This is a genomic window from Sphingomonas sp. M1A8_2b (assembly GCF_053345535.1).
In genome coordinates, this window is record NZ_JBKFAH010000001.1 from 1,574,579 (window position 1) to 1,591,879 (window position 17,301).

Genomic DNA, 17,301 nt, shown 5'->3' on the forward strand with positions numbered 1-17,301 from the left:
CGGAGAGAGGGGAGGACGTGACGCCAGCGTGTTCACGCGCTAAGGGCACGCGATGTCCAAACTCCCCGTGGTCGCAATCGTCGGCCGCCCTAACGTCGGCAAGTCGACCCTGTTCAACCGCCTCGTCGGCAAGAAGCTCGCGCTGGTCGATGACCGGCCCGGCGTCACGCGCGATCGGCGCGAAGGCGACGCGTCGCTGATCGGCCTCGAATTCCGCATCATCGATACCGCCGGTTACGAAGATCACGACGCGCAGACGCTGCCCGGGCGGATGCGCCAGCAGACCGAAGCCGCGGTCGCGCAAGCCGATGTCGCACTCTTCCTGTTCGACGCGCGTGCCGGCATCGTGCCGCTTGACGAAGAGATCGCGCGCTGGCTCCGTACCGCCGACGTCCCGGTGATCCTCGTCGCCAACAAGGCCGAAGGCCGCGCTGGTGAAGACGGCATTCTCGAATCGCTTGCGCTCGGTTTCGGCGATCCGGTCCAGCTTTCGGCCGAGCATGGCGAAGGCATGGGCGACCTGTTCGAAGGCCTGCTCCCGCTGCTCGAAGGCAAGGACGAGGTTCCCGAGGAACAGCCCGACAACGAATACGAAGGCCCCCTGAAGCTTGCGATCGTCGGTCGCCCGAACGCGGGCAAGTCGACACTCGTCAACCGCATCCTCGGCGAAGACCGCATGATCACCGGCCCCGAAGCCGGCATCACGCGCGATTCGATCAGCGTCGATTATGACTGGCACCCGACCGGTGGCGAAGCGCGCAAGGTTCGCCTGATCGACACCGCCGGGATGCGCAAGCGCGCCAAGGTGCAGGACAAGCTCGAGAAGATGTCGGTCGAGGACGCGCTTCACGCGGTCGACTTCGCCGAGGTCGTCGTCCTGCTGCTCGACGCTACGCTCGGGCTTGAGGCCCAGGATCTCCGCATCGCCGACAAGGTGCTGCAGGAGGGGCGGGCTCTCGTCATCGCGCTCAACAAATGGGATATCGCCGAGAGCGCGTCGTCGCTGTTCAACGGCGTAAAGCGCGCGCTCGAGGACGGCCTGTCACAGGTCAAGGGCGTCACCGTGATGACCGTGTCGGGCGCGACCGGCAAGGGAATCGACCAGTTGCTGCAGGCATGTTTCGACACGCGTGACGCGTGGTCGAAGCGGGTCGGCACAGGCGAACTGAACCGCTGGTTCGAGCGCGCGATCGAGGCGACGCCGCCGCCGGCCCCTGGCGGCAAGCGGATCAAGATGCGCTACGTCACGCAGGTCAAGACGCGGCCGCCCAGCTTCGTCATCTTCGGCACGCGTGTCGATCAGCTGCCGGCGAGCTACGAACGCTATCTGGTCAACTCAATGCGCAAGGATCTGGGGTTTGGCGCTGTGCCGGTACGTCTGATGTTCCGCGCACCCAAGAACCCCTACGACGACAACGGCAGGGGCGGCGGCGGCAACTAGGCCGTGGTGTCCGGCGCGGTTCGCATCGATGCCCGGGGTATGCGATGTCCCTGGCCCGCGGTGCGTTTGGCGCGGGCGCTTCGTGAACGGGCGCCCTGCATCATCGAGATCATTGCCGACGACCCTCAGGCGCCGGCCGAACTCCAGGCGGTCGCCAAGGCCGAGGGGGCGACGATCGAAATCGTTTTGGATGCAACTCTTCGTATTTTTCGCGTGACGAGGATAGAACGGCGCAACAGTGTATTTACCCAACGCGCGTAAGGCGACCGAGTGTTCTTTATGGTGCGTTGGCCGAACGGGAGATGGCGACGATGTCGTTCGAAGGCAGCACGTTGATCAACTGGCCGGCATATTCGCAGGCTCGGAGCGAACTGGGTGCGGGATTTGTCCGTATTCTCGGTTACTTCCGCGAGGATGGCGTTAAGTCGGTCGCTGCGATCGAAGCGGCGATGCGCGCGATGAACGCCGCTGGCATGGTAATTCCCGCGCATACGCTCAAGGGCGAATCGCGACAGTTCGGGGCGGAACCGCTGGCCGATCTCGCCGAGGCGATCGAGGAAATCGCGCGCGACTGCGTCGAACGGCAGGATACGCCTGACGAGGCCTTGGAGCATATCGCCCGGCTGCGTTCGCTGTTCGAAGAGACGCTGACGCTGCTCGAGCGGGAAGCCAACCCGGTCATCGTCCGCAAGCCTGCCGCGAGTGGTTTCGGTCGCCGGGCTGTGCCGACAGGGTTCGGCGAAGAATAGTCGCTGGCTTCGTGCCACCGGACTGCTGCTCCACCGGGTCTTCGTAATCGCCCCTGCGGCGAAGGCCGGGGTGGTCTTGATTGCAGACGATCGGGCGGTACCGCGTTCGCGACACCGCCTGATCGCTTATCCCTTCAGATAGGGCGCAGCGCCGGCCTTGGGCGAATCATGCTCCGAGATCGAGTTGAGCTGGATGTAGTTGTGGATCCCCATCCGTGCGATCATCTCGAACTGGCGCTCGAGCGTGTCGACATGTTCTTCCTCGCTGGCGAGGATGCGGGCGAACAGGTCGCGGCTGATGTAGTCCTTGACCTCTTCGCAGTACGAGATCGCGCCCTTTAGCTGGACCGTCGCCTCGACTTCAAGCGCCAGATCCGACTTCAGGACTTCCTCGACGGTCTCGCCAATGCGGAGGCGGCCGAGCAGCTGGAAGTTCGGCAGGCCATCGAGGAACAGGATGCGCTCCGACAGCCAGTCGGCGTGCTTCATCTCGTCGATCGATTCCATCCGCTCGTACTGGGCGAGCTTATAGACGCCCCAATGCTCGAGCATCCGGTAATGGAGCCAATATTGATTGACCGCGGTCAGCTCGTTCTTGAGCGCCTCGTTCAGGTAATCGATTACTTGGGGGTCGCCGCGCATGGCCATATCTCCGTCACCTCTGACGGGCATGTAGCGCTACGCACGCAGCAACCGCAACCCGAAAAACGGCGGATTTCTGCGGTTTAGAAGCTGTTGCGACGCTTATGCAGCAGCGCGTTCCTCGTTGATAATCGCTCGCGCTACCGACGTGCACTGGCCGCATTTGGGCTGGCGGCCCATTGAACGAAAGGCTTGGCACGGTGTGGTGCAACCGCCGCGTGCGCAGTTGCGGACGTCGGATTCTCGTATGGCATTGCAAACGCAGACGACCATGGGAACTCCCTAGCTGTGAGCCGGGAATACGGATAATGCGAACCACTCGCAAGCTGTTTTGCGTCTTATTCGCAAAAAGGATCATCGGTTTGTCTCGAATGCGGTCCCGCGCATCGGCTGCCATGCGAATCGGGCGAGGCTACGCCATAGCCATTCGAGCGGACCGTAGCGAAAGCGATCGAGCCACGGCTTCGACCAGGCGAGCATCGCGATACAGATCAGCACGACAATCGCGTACAGGGTCGCGCGCGGGAGATGGCCGAACAGGCCCGCCCCATAGCCGTAGAACAAGGTCGTGCAGATCAGCGAGGTGCCGAGATAGTTCGTGAATGCCATCCGCCCGGCCGCCGCAATACGCGTGGTCAGCCAGCCGCCGGGTCGGGCGAGCAGGATGATCGCCGCAGCGTATCCCGCAATCATCAGTGGTCGTAGCGGGGCCGCCAGCGTGAGCCAACACAGCGCCACGTACTGCGCGGCGAAAGCGTGCGCGATGGCGTAGGTGGCGATCAGCGCATAGCCGATCACGCCGATGCCGAGACTGAACGCTGCGACGCCGACATAGCGACGGCGCGACCAGCCACCGGTAAGGAACCCCGAGCGTAATCCCGCCATGCCGAGCAGCATGAAGCCGAGCGTCTCGGAGCCGCCGACGGTCAGATAGGTCAGCGGGCCGGTTACGTGAGTCCAGCGCCACGCGACCATGTCCGTCCAGCTGCCGCGTCCGATCGCGAGTTCGCGGGCGATCGCGGCGGGGGAGGGTTGGCCGAACTGATCCGCGAGCGTCTGCCATTTCGCGATGACGCGTGCGCTCGCACCGGGGGCGTGGGCGGCGGCGTGCAGGTCGAACGCATAGGTTGCGAGCGTCGCCATCTCGACGATCTGGACGCCGATGCAGAGGAGCGCGACGCCGATCAGCCAACCGACCGGAAGCCGGACGAGCATGAAGGCGATCGCGCCGACCAGCGCATAATGCGCGAGGATGTCGCCCCACCAGAGCAGATAGAGGTGCGCGATCCCGAACGCGAACAGCCACGCCATGCGGCGGAAGTGGACCGTCGCCGCGTCCTCGTCGTTCGTCTGCGCGCGTTCGATAACGAGCAGCATCGAGGCGCCGAACAGGACCGAGAACAGGCCGCGCATCTTGCCGTCGACGAGGACGAAGGTGGCGACCCACGCGAACAGGTCGGGCGTGCTCGGCGGGCCCATCGACGCGGGTGTCATATAGGCGAATTCGGGCAGCGCGAATGCAGCGATGTTGGCGGCAAGGATGCCCATCACGGCGACGCCCCTGATGATGTCGAGGGAGGCGAATCTGGCGGGGACGGGGGTCATGATCCGGGAGTGAAGTGCAGGAAGTGCAGACGCTGGCGCGGGTTTGCGCAGGGACGGATTGGAGCGGAAATGGGGGGCGTCCAGAGAGTGAAGTGCAGGAAGTGCAGACGCTGGCGCGGGTTTGCGCAGGGGCGGATTGGGGCGGAAATGGGGGGCGTCCGGAGAGTGAAGTGCAGAAAGTACAGACGCTGGCGCGGATGGTCCACGCGCGCAAATCCGGTTGGGGGCGCTGCTTCCGGCGTGGGCATGACGGCTGTCTTCGGCATCCGGGAACGCTGACACAAGCCGGCTGGGTAGGACAGCTTGGTTTTGACGCTCGCGTATGCATCGGACCCATCCGATGGCCGCTCTGCGCGCCTTCGCGGGGAAAAAGGTTCTGGTTTCGGCGGTCGTGCAACCCAACCGCAACCACCCCGGTGGAGGCCGGGGCCCAATTGGGGGACGGTTATGATGAGCCGCGGTGCTCCTTCATTGCGACCTCCCCAACTGGGCCCCGGCCTTCGCCGGGGTGGTTGATCGGGTAGGGGAGAGGCTTCAGGCCAGTGCGGCGTCGGCGCCCATCAGCTTCGGGAAAAAACCTTCGTGCGCGTTGCGGAGGGTGTCGAGCGCGATGACGTCGTCGCGGTCGGGGCGTTCGAAGATCAGGCGCTTGCCGCCGGTGCGACCGAGCGGCTCGGCCTCGACGTCCGCCGCGTGCGCTGCGCCGAGGAAGTCGAGCAGCGCATGATCCTCGACGGTGACGATGTAGACGCCCTGGTCCTCCGCGAAGAAAGAGCGCGCGCAGTCGAACGGCTGCTTCCGGTCGATCATCGCACCGATGCCGCCGGCGAGCGCCATCTCGGCCAGCGTCACCGCGATGCCGCCGTCGGAGACGTCGTGGACCGCGGTCAGCTGACCCAGCGCGATCGCTTCGCGGATGAGGTCGCCGACGCGGCGCTCGGCGGCTAGATCGACCGGCGGCGGCGGGCCGGCGTCGAGCTGTTCGCGGCCGTGGCATTCGCGCAGCCACAGCGACTGGCCGAGATGGCCGCCGCGCGTGCCGACCGCGAGGATGATGTCGCCCGAGCCCTTGAACGCGATCGTCGCATTCTTCTGCCAGTCGGCGAGCAACCCGATCGCGCCGATCGCCGGGGTCGGCAGGATCGCCGAGCCGCCACCGGTCGCCTTCGATTCATTGTAGAGCGAGACGTTGCCCGACACGATCGGGAAGTCGAGCGCGATACAGGCGTCGCTCATGCCTTCGAGGCAGCCGACGATCTGGCCCATGATCTCGGGGCGCTGCGGGTTGGCGAAGTTGAGGCAGTTCGTCACCGCCAACGGCAGCGCGCCGACCGCGGTGAGGTTGCGCCAGGCTTCGGCGACCGCCTGCTTGCCGCCCTCCACGGGATCGGCGAAGCAATAGCGTGGGGTGCAGTCGGTGGTCATCGCCAGCGCCTTCTGTGTGCCGTGGACGCGGACGACCGCAGCGTCGCCACCGGGGCGCTGCACCGTGTCGGCACCGACCATGTGGTCGTACTGCTCCCAGATCCAGCGGCGCGAGGCGATGTCGGGCGAGCCCATCAACGTGAGCAGGTCGGCGGCGATGTCGTTGCTGTGCGGCGCGTTTTCGAGCGGCGCGGGCTTTGGCGTCGGCACGTGCGGGCGATCGTAGAGCGGCGCTTCGTCGGCGAGCGGCCCGAGCGGGATGTCGCAGACGGTCTCGCCCTTGAACGTCAGCACCATGCGGCCCGTGTCGGTGACGCGGCCGATCACCGCGAAATCGAGTTCCCACTTCTTGAAGATCGCCTCGGCCTCGGCTTCGCGGCCGGGCTTGAGGACCATCAGCATCCGCTCCTGCGATTCCGAGAGCATCATCTCGTACGGCGTCATGCCGGTCTCGCGCTGCGGTACGTCGTCCATGACGAGTTCGATGCCGACGCCGCCCTTCGACGCCATCTCGACCGACGACGAGGTGAGGCCGGCGGCGCCCATGTCCTGGATCGCGACGATGACATCCGTTGCCATGAGCTCGAGGCAGGCCTCGATCAGCAGTTTCTCGGTGAACGGATCGCCGACCTGGACGGTCGGGCGCTTGGCGTCCGAATCCTCGCCGAAATCGGCCGAGGCCATCGTCGCGCCGTGGATCCCGTCGCGGCCGGTCTTGCTGCCGACATAGACGATCGGATTGCCGATGCCGCTCGCGGCCGAATAGAAGATTTTGTCCTGATCGGCGATCCCGACGGTCATCGCGTTGACCAGGATGTTGCCGTCATAGGCCGCGTGGAAATTCACCTCGCCGCCGACGGTCGGCACGCCGACGCAATTGCCGTAGCCGCCGATGCCGTGGACCACGCCCGAGATCAGGTGGCGCATCTTGGGGTGATCGGGACGGCCGAAGCGGAGCGCGTTGAGGTTGGCGATGGGTCGCGCGCCCATCGTGAAGACGTCGCGCAGGATGCCGCCGACGCCGGTCGCCGCGCCCTGATAGGGCTCGATATAGGACGGGTGGTTGTGGCTCTCCATCTTGAAGATCGCCGCCTGATTGTCGCCGATATCGACGACGCCGGCATTCTCGCCGGGGCCGCAGATGACGCGGGGGCCCTTGGTGGGCAGCTTCATCAGGTGGATCTTGCTGGATTTGTAGCTGCAATGCTCGGACCACATGACCGAGAAGATGCCGAGCTCGACCATGTTCGGCTCACGGCCGATGGCGCGCAGGACGCGCTCATATTCTTCGGGGGACAGGCCGTGGTCGGCGACGATCTGCGGTGTGATCTCGGTCATGGGGCGCAGATAGCGGCGCGGACGGTCCGCGTCACCCTTTGTACGTCAGATTCGTATGGCACAGTCGTGGAAGAGGGTATCGGCCAGCCGCTCCGGCTTCGGCCGGTTCGTTTCGGACCCAATCCCGCTGGACTCGACAGTCGTCCTATGAGGAACTCCAATGAAGGATCAGCATGGATCCTCAGGAGGAAATATTCATGACCGAGGCAGTTGGATATTATCTAGTAAAGCTACAAGTTCAGCATGGTGGTTTCGCCGGTGCGCCGGTGCTTCATCTCGATCTGGGCGTGAATGCCGTGTCCGGACAGGTCATAGGCTCTGCGCAAATCACGCAGGCATTACCGCCACCCTATGGCACGACGATCATTCCGCATGTCACGGGCGCTATCCTTCACACCGGATTCGGCCACGACACGCTGCTCGTGCATCTCACCGGGCAATATTACGTGTCATTCCCGCCGCCTGCGATCGGATCCTATACGGCGCACTTCAGTGTCGCGCTTGCCGTCACGAAAGATTGGAACGGCAAGGGATCGTTCGAATATAATGGCAACGTCATCACCGACTGCACGGTGAAGAACGTCTCCACCGGCTGATCCTATACGTAAGGCGGCTGCGTGTAACCCTTCGGGCTCAGCGTAAAGATCTCGCAGCCGTCTTCCGTGATGCCGATCGAATGCTCGAACTGCGCGGACAGCGAGCGATCGCGCGTGACCGCCGTCCAGCCGTCGTCAAGCAGCTTCACGTCGGGGCGACCGATGTTGATCATCGGCTCGATCGTGAAGATCATCCCGGGGCGAAGTTCGGGTCCGGTGCCGGGCTTGCCGACATGGACGACTTCGGGGGCGTCGTGGAACAGCCGGCCGACGCCGTGCCCGCAGAAATCGCGGACCACGCCGTAACGGTGCTTCTCGGCGTGACGCTGGATCGCGTTGGCGACGTCGCCCATGCGGTTGCCGGGCTTGGCCTGCTCGATACCCAGCATCAGGCATTCATAGGTGACTTCGACGAGGCGCTTGGCCTTGATCGGCACGTCGCCGACCAGGTACATCCGGCTCGTGTCGCCGTGCCAGCCGTCGAGCAACGGCGTCACGTCGACGTTGACAATATCGCCCGATTTCAGCGTCTTCTCGCTCGGGATGCCGTGGCAGACGACATGGTTGATCGAGATGCAGACGCTGTGCGTGTAGCCGCGATAGCCGAGCGTCGCGGGCACGCCGCCGCCGGCGATGATGAAGTCGTAGATCAGTCGGTCGATCTCGGCAGTGGTCACCCCTGGCACCATGTGCGGGACGATCATGTCGAGCGTCTCGGCGGCCAGCCTGCCCGCCTTCATCATGCCGTCGAACGCGGCGGGGCCGTACAGCTTGATGGCGCCGGTGCGCGTTTCGGGGGCGTCGGACGTGACGGTCACATATTCGGTCATGTCGCGCGATATAGCGTGGCGGGCGCGCTTTTGCGAGGCTATGCGAGGGGCATGACCCAAGACCCGTCACAAGAACGCATCTGGACCGCCGCGCTGACGATCATCGGCGATGAAATCCTGTCGGGCCGCACGCAGGACAAGAACGTTGCGCAGATCGCGGCGTGGCTCAACGTGCAGGGCATCCGGCTCGCCGAGGTGCGCGTGGTCGCCGACAAGACCGAGGCGATCGTCGAGGCGGTCAACATCCTGCGCGAACGCAACGACTATCTGTTCACCACCGGCGGGATCGGGCCGACTCACGACGACATCACGGTGGATGCGATCGCCGAGGCGCTGGGCGTCGCGGTCGAGCATCATCCGCGCGCGATGGCGGTGCTGGAGGCATATTACGCGACGCGTGGCGGACTGACCGAGGCGCGGGCGCGGATGGCGCGGGTGCCGGCCGGGGCGGACCTGATCGACAACAAGGTGTCGGGCGCGCCGGGGATTCGGATCGGCAACATCTTCATCATGGCGGGCGTGCCACACATCACCGCGGGGATGCTCGATGCTCTGACGGGGACGCTCGAGGGCGGGCGGCCGGTGGTGTCGAAGACGATCGGCTGCTGGGTCGCGGAGTCGGAGGTTGCCGATCTGTTGCGCGATGCCGAGAAGACTCACGAGGGCGTCGCGATCGGCAGCTATCCGTTCTTTCGCGACGGGAAGACCGGCGCGAACTTCGTGGTGCGCAGTTCGGACGAGGCGCTCGTGGATCGCTGTCTCACCGATCTCAAGCGGGATCTCGAGGCGACTGGGCGGACGGTCAGCGCGGAGGCCATCTAGAGCGGGTCAGGCGCCCCATTCGGGGCCTTCGGGATCGGGATAGAAGACGTCCGGGTCGAACGTCGCGGTGCGGGATTGCGGTCCGGCCTCGGCGACGTCCGGCAGTGTCGGCAAACCGCCGCCGAAGCGGATGCGGACATAGCCCATGCTGCCGACTAGCGCCTGGAAGATTGCGACATGCTCCTCCTGCTGCATCCGCCGGCCGATCAATGGTGCGCGCTCGGCGGAGAGATAGCCCATCTGGACGCCGCGTCCGCTGAACACCGCGACGGCGTTGGCGTCGTGCGGGTTCTTCGGCTCGCGGCGGAGGTCGACCGGTTCGCCGGGTGCGCACAGCAGCAGTTCCATGCGCCGTTTGCTTCGGCTCCGGTCCGCATTGGGAAAGTCGATGCCGACCACGCTGAGCGTCAGTTCGTCCATGCTCTCACGGTAACAGGAACGCATGGCGCCGTGCAGGCAAAAGGGACTCTTGCGTCGGTCACGGGCAGCGGATAGAGGCGGGGGCATCGGCGCGCTGGACAGCGACCGCCGGTGCCTGACATTACGCGGTAATCTCAAGGCTATGCGGGTGTAGCTCAATGGTAGAGCTTTTGCTTCCCAAGCAAGTGACGAGGGTTCGATTCCCTTCACCCGCTCCATTTTCCGATTTCATGACATCTCGCAGGACTTTGCCGGCCGCGGAGATCCGAGGGTTTTCCGGATCCTCCGGCGCGTGAGCCCCCGCCGCGTGCCGTGGAAGCGCAAGCGCGGGTTCAACCGTTTTCTCGCTGGCCGGTTTCGGCTCTGCCGGAGGAGGCGCGATCGGCTCGCTTGGCCGGTTTCGCGGTCCATCCTCGCGAGTGAAATTGCGACTGGCGGCTTTCCCCGAATACACCGTCACATTGAACCCAGAATGCCTATTTTAGAGTCCGTTAAAGTCTCGCCGATAGCTCCCGGCTCATGGGTAACGCAGCATCAAACCGTTCGCCAAAACTGATACTTGTCGCTGCGACGGCGTTGCTGGTGGGCGGATGCGGAGGTGCCGACGGTGCCGAAGATGTAAGCGGTGTGGTGAGCTCGGCATCGGCGCCGGTCGTCGTGGTTTCCTCGACCGCATCCACCTCAACGGCGGTAGCAACATCCTCGCCCACACCTGCTTCCACGCCTGCCGCTGCAAGCCTGCCCGCCGCACCCAACCTGCTCGCGGCACCCAACCTGCTCGCGGACGTCGCTGTTACTATTCCAGATACCATCGTCGCGTCTGATGCCCCGAGCGCGGCCGTGCACGTGCGGCTGTCGCGTGCGGTCGATCGGCAGCTTTCGTTTGGGTACCTAACGTCCAACGGCACCGCGAAGGAAGGAAGCCAGTTTAGTCGCACTCAAGGTGTCCTGATCTTCCGGCCAGGCGAGTATGACAAGGTCATCTCGGTGCCGATACGTGGCCTCGCTGCTGGTACATACTTCAAAATCGATGTTGGCTGGACAAGAAATGTACCGGCAGTTGCCGGGGCCAGCGGAAAGATCATCGGCGGCAGCGCAACCGCCACTGCCGTAAGTGGATCGCCCGGCTACGATCTTGTCGATGCGGCTGCAATGACCGGGCGGCAACAGGTCTTCAGCTCAAATTTCCAAGGTCCGATCAGTCCTTTGGGCGGGCAGGGTGTGTGGCGGACGCGGTTCGATTGGGGCCGGTGGCAGTCCGGCAACAACGAGGCTGCGCCCTACGCGGATGCGACGACGGACCCAGGCACCAATCCGCATCCGATAATCGACGGATACCGAACCCTCCGGGCCGAGAAAGTGCCTACCAGGGATGGCGCCAAAAGCTTCGCCTATTCGGCCTCTATGCTATCGACCCAGGGTTGGTACAGTTTTCAATACGGCTATATCCAGTTGCGGGCGAAAGTGCGGCCCGCGAACGGGGTGACGCCCGCCTTCTGGCTGTTGCCGTCGAGCGGCGCGTGGCCACCCGAGATCGATATTTTCGAATTCCTCAACGGGGGGCCGCTCACGAGCACCGTGCACTTCAAGAACGACCCGAAAGGTTCGATGGAGGGAGTCGCAACCGAGTTCAAAGCGGATGGCGATTGGCACACTTATGGACTGGACTGGACCCCCGACTGGCTGATCACGCTGGTCGACGGGAAAGAAGTGCATCGCCGCCGCAACCCCTTCAACCAGCCCATGTACATTATCGTGAACACTGCAGTCGGCCTTCTATCGAGCGGTCCGCCCAATGCCGATAGTCAATGGCACAATGACATGACGCTCGATCGGATCGACGTTTACCAGTGACGCACTCGATACAATTCGGCCGTTTCCGATAACACGCGAAAATGGGCTTCAAGTTCAGGAAGGGGGTCGGCGATACCGACCACACCGCGGCAGGCGGACCGATCCGGTTTAGAACTCGAAAACCGCAGCACTGATGACCATCCATAGTATCAGCGACAAGACAACGGCAATCATCACCCCTCGGATGGCGTCGATTTTCAGCCGCTCGTTCAATTGCTGGGTCTGGGCGATTACGAGGTTCACATGATACCGGATCTTCATCCGGCCCAATCGACTTGGCGGGCTTTCGACAAAGCGACCAGACGGCTTTTCCAGCCGGTATGAGACACCCTTATCAATCACCAGACCAGTCCTCTTTGCGGTAAGATCTGTTTGATTACGTGTGAGGGCGTGGTTCAGTTCCTGCGGGGGAGCGCGCCGGGCCCGGCTCGTTCTCGCTGGATCATAGTATTCCTTGAACGTCGTTCCGCGGCGGCTGTCTGAATGGCAATCGTCGTCGTTCGCATCCCATGGCCGCACCGAGCGGCACGTCGCGCATACGTCGCCCCATGCCGCGCCGCTTTATTTGGTTGAGTGTGATGGATATTAACGCCATGTAAACCGCGAAGGGGGGATGGTCAGGCTTGTAGTTGGAGAGCCGTATTGCCCGCACCCGCGCATGATCTTTCAGACGTACCGCGTTCGCACGATCGATCGGCTCGAAAAATCGTGTTGCGGAACAGTACGTTGCGCCATGGCGAAAACACGCCGATCGATGTCCAGGTCACCGACCTTTCCGCCACCGGTTTTTCGGTCGACGCACCGATGGATCTGGCGGTCGGTGCGATAGTCCGCCTCGGGCTCGGAGGCGCGGGTACGGCTCCTGCACAGATCGTCCGTCGCACGAACTCGACCTACGGCGCCGAGTTTCTCGAGCCGTTGAGTCCCGAAAAGGTGGCCGCGGCCTTCAGGTATAGCGAAATACTTGCGACGATCGGCGGCAATACCGATGGTGACAGCACCGACGACGTCAAGCATTTCGATGATGATCGTGTCGAAAATACCGATCGATGGTCGCGGCGGACCCGGATTGTCGTCATGCTAAGTTCTGCAGGAGCGGCATGGGCGGCACTCGTGCTCGTATGGCTTGCCGTCTGATTTGTCGGATAGCGTAAAAGAAGACGCTATGATCTTAGGGCTTGATCCGGCAAATGCTGCAGATGTTTGCAACGATGCTCACGCTCGCACTCGCCGCGCCCACAAGCACACCGCAACGTGACGCATGGCGCGACTGCCTGTTTTCCTATGCGCAAGTCGAGTCGCTAGGCGCCAAGACGCCGGTACAGATTGTGGTCGAAGCGCTGGATCTTTGCAGGCCCGTGCGCCAGCTCTACCTGAAGGCCTTGGTTGGCCAGTCTCAAGCGACAGCGACACGAGAGAATAGCGCGCTCGCGCAGGCCGGGTCGGCGATGGAAAGCGATGAAAAGACAGTCGTGCGCCAAGTATTCGCTTTCGTACTCCGCAACCGAAAAGTCTAGCAGGCCCGATTACCCAGCCGCGTCGGTTATCGGGACCAGCGGCTTTAATATCTTGTCGATCGGCGATGACTAGGACATGGACGGAGGTGCATGCTGAAATCAGCATCCGCCGGTGTTCGGTGTGTTCAATTCGATTGGGGGCGTGATGTCGAGGTTGGTCACGCCGGGCGCGCCTAAGATGCCCGCGTACCGCGACATCGACTGGCGCTCCTATCTCTGGCTTGCACCCCTGATCGTCGGCATCACGGCGCTGGTCGTGCCGACCATGATGGGCGTCGGCAAAGTGTCATGGGCAACGGAACAGGGTGCCCATGGTCCTATTGTCCTCGCGATCGGCCTGTGGCTGGTTATTCGCGCATGGCCTGGCATGACGGCGCACGCCGTTCCGGGCAATGCATGGATCGGCGGGCTGGCGGTCGCGGGCGCGCTCGTCGGCTATCTCGCCGCGCGGGTGATCGGCAGCATCGTGATCGAAAGCGCCATGATGTATCTCGCGCTGGTGGCCGCGCTGTACCTGTTCGTCGGGTTTGCGGCGATGCGCGAAGCGTGGTTTCCGATCGCCTATCTATTGTTCGTGTTGCCGCCACCTGGAAGCTGGGTCGCCGACGCAACGCAGCCTCTGCGGCTGGAGCTGTCGCAGCGGGCGGTCGATGTGCTGGCATTCCTCGGATTTTCGGTCGCTCGATCGGGCTTGCTGATCTACGTCGACCAATATGTCCTGGAAGTGAAAGCGGCGTGCGGGGGGCTCAACTCGATGATCAGCCTGACCGCGATAGGACTTTTTTACGCCTATATTCTTCACAACGCCAATGTGCGGTACACCGTTCTCCTGTTTTTGGTGACGATCGCGATGGCGATCGCGGCGAATTTCGTCCGCGTGATCATGCTTGTCCTGATCACGCATTATCTGGGTGACCGCGCGGCGCAGGGTTTTCTCCACGAATTCGCCGGATTGACGATGTTCACGGTCGCGCTGGGTGGGGTATTCGTGTTCGATCGCATCGCTGGGCCGCTGCGGCGGGCGCTGGCGTCGGAGCGTACGACGTGAGCGTGCCCGCGACCCTTGATCGGCGCAGGATGCTGACACGGTCCCTGGCTGTCGGCGGAGCATTTGCGGTTGCTGCGGCAACGTCGTTTGCCGCGACACCGCGACGCTCCGAGCACCGGTTGGCCAAGGCTAAGCTCAGCCAGTTGATCCCGCTGCAGATCGGCGCGTGGCGCTATGCCACGAACGATGGTGTCGTGGTGCCGAGCCAGGACGGGCCGGTCGATGGCTATGATCAGGTGCTAACGCGCGTGTATGACGCCGAAGGTCTGCCATCGATCATGCTGTTGATCGCCTATGGCAGCACGCAGGGTGGCAGCCTCCAACTGCACCGTCCGGAAACCTGCTATCCGGGACAGGGCTTCAAGATGTCGGGCTTTTCCGACCTGACGCTGCGCCCGGCTGCCGGCGAGCAGATTGCGGCGCGCACCTTCACGGCTACGCGAGACGACCGCATCGAGCGTCTGATCTATTGGACGCGTATCGCCGGGTCCTTCCCGCGCAGCACCGCTGAGGAATACCGGGCGATCGTCAGCAGCGTGCTTCACGGTGTAGTCCCTGACGGCATTCTGGTCCGCATGTCGACGATCGGCCCCGACATCGGCGTGTCCGATCAGGCCATGGCGGCGTTTTCGGCAGCGCTGATCGATGACTCCGCAGCCGCCCGCTCGATCCTGGTCGGCGACGTTATGGCTGCGGCGATCGCGCGAACGGGTGCAGGACATAGAAAATGAACGCGAGCGTGGCGACGATCACCACGACCGCGGGGATCGTATACCCGTTGTTGCCAAGATAATTGGCGCCGGCGCACCCGATAGCAGCGACCAAATACTGCCAAAGCGAATCATTATAGTCGGTTTCGCCGATCGATCTCTGTAGAAAGAGGACGATCAACCCTGCGAAAATCATCATCGTCAGTATATCGAAAACGGTATTCATCGGCCTCGTCCATTTCTTTATCGGCACGATGGCCTCGGAGCAGAACGTTTACATCAAAGCCATTGCACGCGCGAGCATACCGCGTGATCCTGTTCTGGCTGATGATTGTCAAAAACTTACAAGTGTCCGAAATCGGTACGGAACGGCCTTGTTTGGGCGCCATGGCCATTGCGCGGCTTGGCGTTAACAAATAGTGAACTGTCAACAACCGGGTCCGCCAACAGCTGATTCGCTGTTGAAATACAGGGCCGGCAATAAAGCAGGGCCGGCAATAAAAATGCCGTTACAGGGAGCAGAAAGATGCGAAAGCTTACACTATCTCTTATGGCAGCACTCGCGGCCACAGTGACCGCCGCTCCGGCGGCAGCCGTCACTGTGAACTTCGCGTCCGGTGTCACGACGACTGTGAACAACGGTGTCATCTTCGAGAATTTCGATGGCGCAACCACCGGCGCACCCATCGGGGTCAACACCTATGCCTATAACAGCAATGTCCCCGGCTACGGCAAGACGCCAAATGGCGCGTCCGGCAACTACGCCGCGGTCCTCGGCGGCGGAACGTACACGGTAAGTCTGCCAGCGTTCGCACCGGTATTTTCGTTTCTCGCCGGTACGATCGATGCGTATAATTCGGTAACGCTGACCTTGGTGAACACCTCGCTTGCCAGCACCGATATTGCGTACAAGTCTTTCCAGACGTTCACGGGCTCGCAGCTCGGCACTCTGAATGGTGACGGCCGTGTCACGTTCGATACCGGCTCCTCTACTTTCCTGATCAGCGCGGCGTCGTTCCTGTCCAGTCAGAATTCGTTCGAGATCGAAAACATCGCAAGTGCAGCGCCCGAGCCGGGCACGTGGGCGATGATGATCCTGGGCTTCGGCTTTGCCGGTATGGGCCTGCGTTCGCGCCGCCGAGCAAAGCTCGCGCTCGCCTGAGCGGCATTGGCTAGCGTTGCCTAGCGTTTCGAAAACGCCACCCTGCTCGCGCAGGGTGGCGTTTTCGTTTGTTACCGGTAGCGCTTCGCGCGCGTCTCGATATTTGCGGTGCCAGTACGGCGGTGCCAGCATGTGGGGTCGGCACTTGGGGCCGGTATCTCAGCACAGCAGGCAATCGGCAGTGACGTCTCGGTCAGGTTGACACGCGCTGGCCTGTGAATCTCTCACGCGTAAGGCAGCGGTGTCCGGCATGCCTGCTTTTTGCGAGGGATGAAACCTCTCTGGACGGGGGGGGGGCGTCCATGAAAACCCGGCTATAGTCTGCCGTATCGGGACGTCGACGTGCGGCTTGGCGTTCACCGGCACCTGCTGCGTATCGTGCGGATCAATAAAGCCAGTTGGTCCACTGGCCGACCGGCGACCAAGCCGATGAATCTTTCCGGAACGCGTAAGTCGTGCCCCAATGGCCGGCGGTCACGGAGACAAAGGCGATGTTCTTCGCCACCACCGGGTTGGATGCGGTAAAGACCGGCGTACACGCGTGGTCGAGCCGATTGCGAACCCACCACCGCACTGTAGCGCGCGGCGCCGAAAGCGCGCTGTCGATCGAGACGCCGTCCGGATCCTGATATGCCGACAATTGCGTGGCTGCCGCGTTGAGCTGGCTTTGTAGCAGGTTGGTCAGCGGGCGGGCCGAGGGTTGCGTCGTCTCCGGCACGACGCGGTCCGGATGGATCTGGTCTTCGAACACTGGCCGACCGGACAGCCTATCATTCGGCCGCAAAGGCCGTGGCGCGAACCACGAAAGCGGCCGGCGGGAAGGGGCGGGTGCCGTCATCATCGCTCGGAAGATCGCCAGCGGCTCGCCCCGGGTGCGGCTGTCGATGCACGTCGGTTTGCCGTCGGCGGTGAGCACCGACAACAAGGACTGCATCACTTGCGCCGCATCATCGGCGGGCGCCTGCGACGCTGCACTGCATCCTGCAAGCGCTGCTGTACCGGCTGTAAGCGCTGCGGTGCTGGCAACGGCGCGCAACAGTCCCGCAATACTTTTGGAGACGTTTTGATGCGATGGTGTCATCAGCAAACCTTAAGCGGTCATTTACCAATTGCAAGGTGCAAAGCCCGGCGGGCACGGCGTC

At 63.1% G+C, this 17,301-nt stretch carries 20 protein-coding genes and 1 tRNA gene; 12 read left to right on the top strand and 9 right to left on the bottom strand.

The genetic code is table 11. The annotated features are described in order from the left end of the window. Positions 1-52: 52 nt before the first annotated feature. From der to ACLBWL_RS07380, 3 genes are read left to right on the top strand one after another with little or no spacing between them, the layout of a single operon-like run. Positions 53-1,441 carry a ribosome biogenesis GTPase Der gene (der, locus tag ACLBWL_RS07370; RefSeq protein WP_447791540.1) on the top strand — a complete coding sequence of 463 codons (1,389 nt, stop codon included), beginning with the start codon at positions 53-55 and terminating at the stop codon, positions 1,439-1,441. 6 nt (positions 1,442-1,447) lie between these two features. Beyond that, positions 1,448-1,702: a sulfurtransferase TusA family protein gene (locus ACLBWL_RS07375; RefSeq protein ID WP_447791542.1), complete on the top strand. Its 255-nt coding sequence runs from the start codon at positions 1,448-1,450 to the stop codon at positions 1,700-1,702. Positions 1,703-1,752: 50 nt separating this feature from the next. Next, entirely contained in the window at positions 1,753-2,190 is a 438-nt protein-coding gene (locus ACLBWL_RS07380) for an Hpt domain-containing protein (RefSeq protein WP_447792055.1), read from the top strand. A 126-nt stretch (positions 2,191-2,316) separates the two neighbouring features. Here the strand turns inward: ACLBWL_RS07380 and bfr are convergent, their stop codons facing one another. The 4 genes from bfr to purL form a co-directional block, all read right to left on the bottom strand. Then, entirely contained in the window at positions 2,317-2,832 is a 516-nt protein-coding gene (bfr, locus tag ACLBWL_RS07385; RefSeq protein ID WP_055879504.1) for a bacterioferritin, read from the bottom strand. Positions 2,833-2,934: 102 nt separating this feature from the next. After that, positions 2,935-3,105: a (2Fe-2S)-binding protein gene (locus ACLBWL_RS07390; protein ID WP_248523161.1), complete on the bottom strand. Its 171-nt coding sequence runs from the start codon at positions 3,103-3,105 to the stop codon at positions 2,935-2,937. Positions 3,106-3,186: 81 nt separating this feature from the next. Beyond that, a complete protein-coding gene (locus tag ACLBWL_RS07395) occupies positions 3,187-4,437 on the bottom strand; it encodes a DUF418 domain-containing protein (protein WP_447791545.1) in 1,251 nt (416 codons plus the stop codon). Positions 4,438-4,971: 534 nt separating this feature from the next. Further along, positions 4,972-7,200, bottom strand: coding sequence for a phosphoribosylformylglycinamidine synthase subunit PurL (gene purL, locus ACLBWL_RS07400; protein ID WP_447791547.1), 2,229 nt, complete (start codon positions 7,198-7,200; stop codon positions 4,972-4,974). A gap of 197 nt (positions 7,201-7,397) precedes the next feature. Here purL and ACLBWL_RS07405 point away from each other — a divergent pair, with 197 nt between their 5' ends. Then, complete coding sequence (locus ACLBWL_RS07405; RefSeq protein ID WP_447791549.1) at positions 7,398-7,796, top strand: DUF1842 domain-containing protein; 399 nt, start codon at positions 7,398-7,400, stop codon at positions 7,794-7,796. A 2-nt stretch (positions 7,797-7,798) separates the two neighbouring features. On the opposite strand, the gene map is transcribed toward ACLBWL_RS07405, so the two are convergent. Then, positions 7,799-8,626, bottom strand: coding sequence for a type I methionyl aminopeptidase (gene map, locus ACLBWL_RS07410; protein WP_447791551.1), 828 nt, complete (start codon positions 8,624-8,626; stop codon positions 7,799-7,801). Positions 8,627-8,677: 51 nt separating this feature from the next. On the opposite strand from map, the gene ACLBWL_RS07415 reads away from it, so the two are divergent. Beyond that, on the top strand, positions 8,678-9,448 hold the full coding sequence (locus ACLBWL_RS07415; RefSeq protein WP_447791552.1) for a competence/damage-inducible protein A: 771 nt from the start codon (positions 8,678-8,680) through the stop codon (positions 9,446-9,448). A gap of 6 nt (positions 9,449-9,454) precedes the next feature. Here the strand turns inward: ACLBWL_RS07415 and ACLBWL_RS07420 are convergent, their stop codons facing one another. After that, positions 9,455-9,868, bottom strand: coding sequence for an HIRAN domain-containing protein (locus ACLBWL_RS07420; protein ID WP_447791554.1), 414 nt, complete (start codon positions 9,866-9,868; stop codon positions 9,455-9,457). A gap of 144 nt (positions 9,869-10,012) precedes the next feature. Between ACLBWL_RS07420 and ACLBWL_RS07425 the strand changes: the two genes are divergently transcribed. Both ACLBWL_RS07425 and ACLBWL_RS07430 read left to right on the top strand, forming a co-directional pair. After that, a tRNA-Gly gene (locus tag ACLBWL_RS07425) sits at positions 10,013-10,086 on the top strand. A 301-nt stretch (positions 10,087-10,387) separates the two neighbouring features. Then, positions 10,388-11,722 (top strand): family 16 glycosylhydrolase, encoded by a 1,335-nt coding sequence (locus tag ACLBWL_RS07430; protein ID WP_447791556.1) that lies wholly within the window; start codon positions 10,388-10,390, stop codon positions 11,720-11,722. A gap of 108 nt (positions 11,723-11,830) precedes the next feature. On the opposite strand, the gene ACLBWL_RS07435 is transcribed toward ACLBWL_RS07430, so the two are convergent. Continuing rightward, positions 11,831-12,064, bottom strand: coding sequence for a hypothetical protein (locus ACLBWL_RS07435; RefSeq protein ID WP_447791558.1), 234 nt, complete (start codon positions 12,062-12,064; stop codon positions 11,831-11,833). A 366-nt stretch (positions 12,065-12,430) separates the two neighbouring features. Between ACLBWL_RS07435 and ACLBWL_RS07440 the strand changes: the two genes are divergently transcribed. From ACLBWL_RS07440 to ACLBWL_RS07455, 4 genes are all read left to right on the top strand, one after another. Beyond that, positions 12,431-12,859, top strand: a complete 429-nt coding sequence (locus ACLBWL_RS07440) for a PilZ domain-containing protein (protein WP_447791560.1) — start codon at positions 12,431-12,433, stop codon at positions 12,857-12,859. Between the two features lie 53 nt (positions 12,860-12,912). Continuing rightward, positions 12,913-13,239 carry a hypothetical protein gene (locus ACLBWL_RS07445; RefSeq protein WP_447791562.1) on the top strand — a complete coding sequence of 109 codons (327 nt, stop codon included), beginning with the start codon at positions 12,913-12,915 and terminating at the stop codon, positions 13,237-13,239. A gap of 145 nt (positions 13,240-13,384) precedes the next feature. After that, entirely contained in the window at positions 13,385-14,287 is a 903-nt protein-coding gene (gene xrtV, locus ACLBWL_RS07450) for an exosortase V (protein WP_447791564.1), read from the top strand. Between the two features lie 29 nt (positions 14,288-14,316). Further along, positions 14,317-15,018 (top strand): exosortase C-terminal domain/associated protein EpsI, encoded by a 702-nt coding sequence (locus ACLBWL_RS07455; RefSeq protein WP_447791566.1) that lies wholly within the window; start codon positions 14,317-14,319, stop codon positions 15,016-15,018. On the opposite strand, the gene ACLBWL_RS07460 is transcribed toward ACLBWL_RS07455, so the two are convergent. After that, positions 14,972-15,196, bottom strand: a complete 225-nt coding sequence (locus ACLBWL_RS07460) for an XrtV sorting system accessory protein (protein ID WP_447791568.1) — start codon at positions 15,194-15,196, stop codon at positions 14,972-14,974. The genes ACLBWL_RS07455 and ACLBWL_RS07460 overlap by 47 nt on opposite strands. Positions 15,197-15,523: 327 nt before the next feature. Between ACLBWL_RS07460 and ACLBWL_RS07465 the strand changes: the two genes are divergently transcribed. After that, positions 15,524-16,159, top strand: coding sequence for a PEPxxWA-CTERM sorting domain-containing protein (locus ACLBWL_RS07465; protein ID WP_447791570.1), 636 nt, complete (start codon positions 15,524-15,526; stop codon positions 16,157-16,159). A gap of 385 nt (positions 16,160-16,544) precedes the next feature. On the opposite strand, the gene ACLBWL_RS07470 is transcribed toward ACLBWL_RS07465, so the two are convergent. Further along, positions 16,545-17,240: a hypothetical protein gene (locus ACLBWL_RS07470; protein WP_447791572.1), complete on the bottom strand. Its 696-nt coding sequence runs from the start codon at positions 17,238-17,240 to the stop codon at positions 16,545-16,547. Between the last annotated feature and the right edge of the window lie 61 nt (positions 17,241-17,301).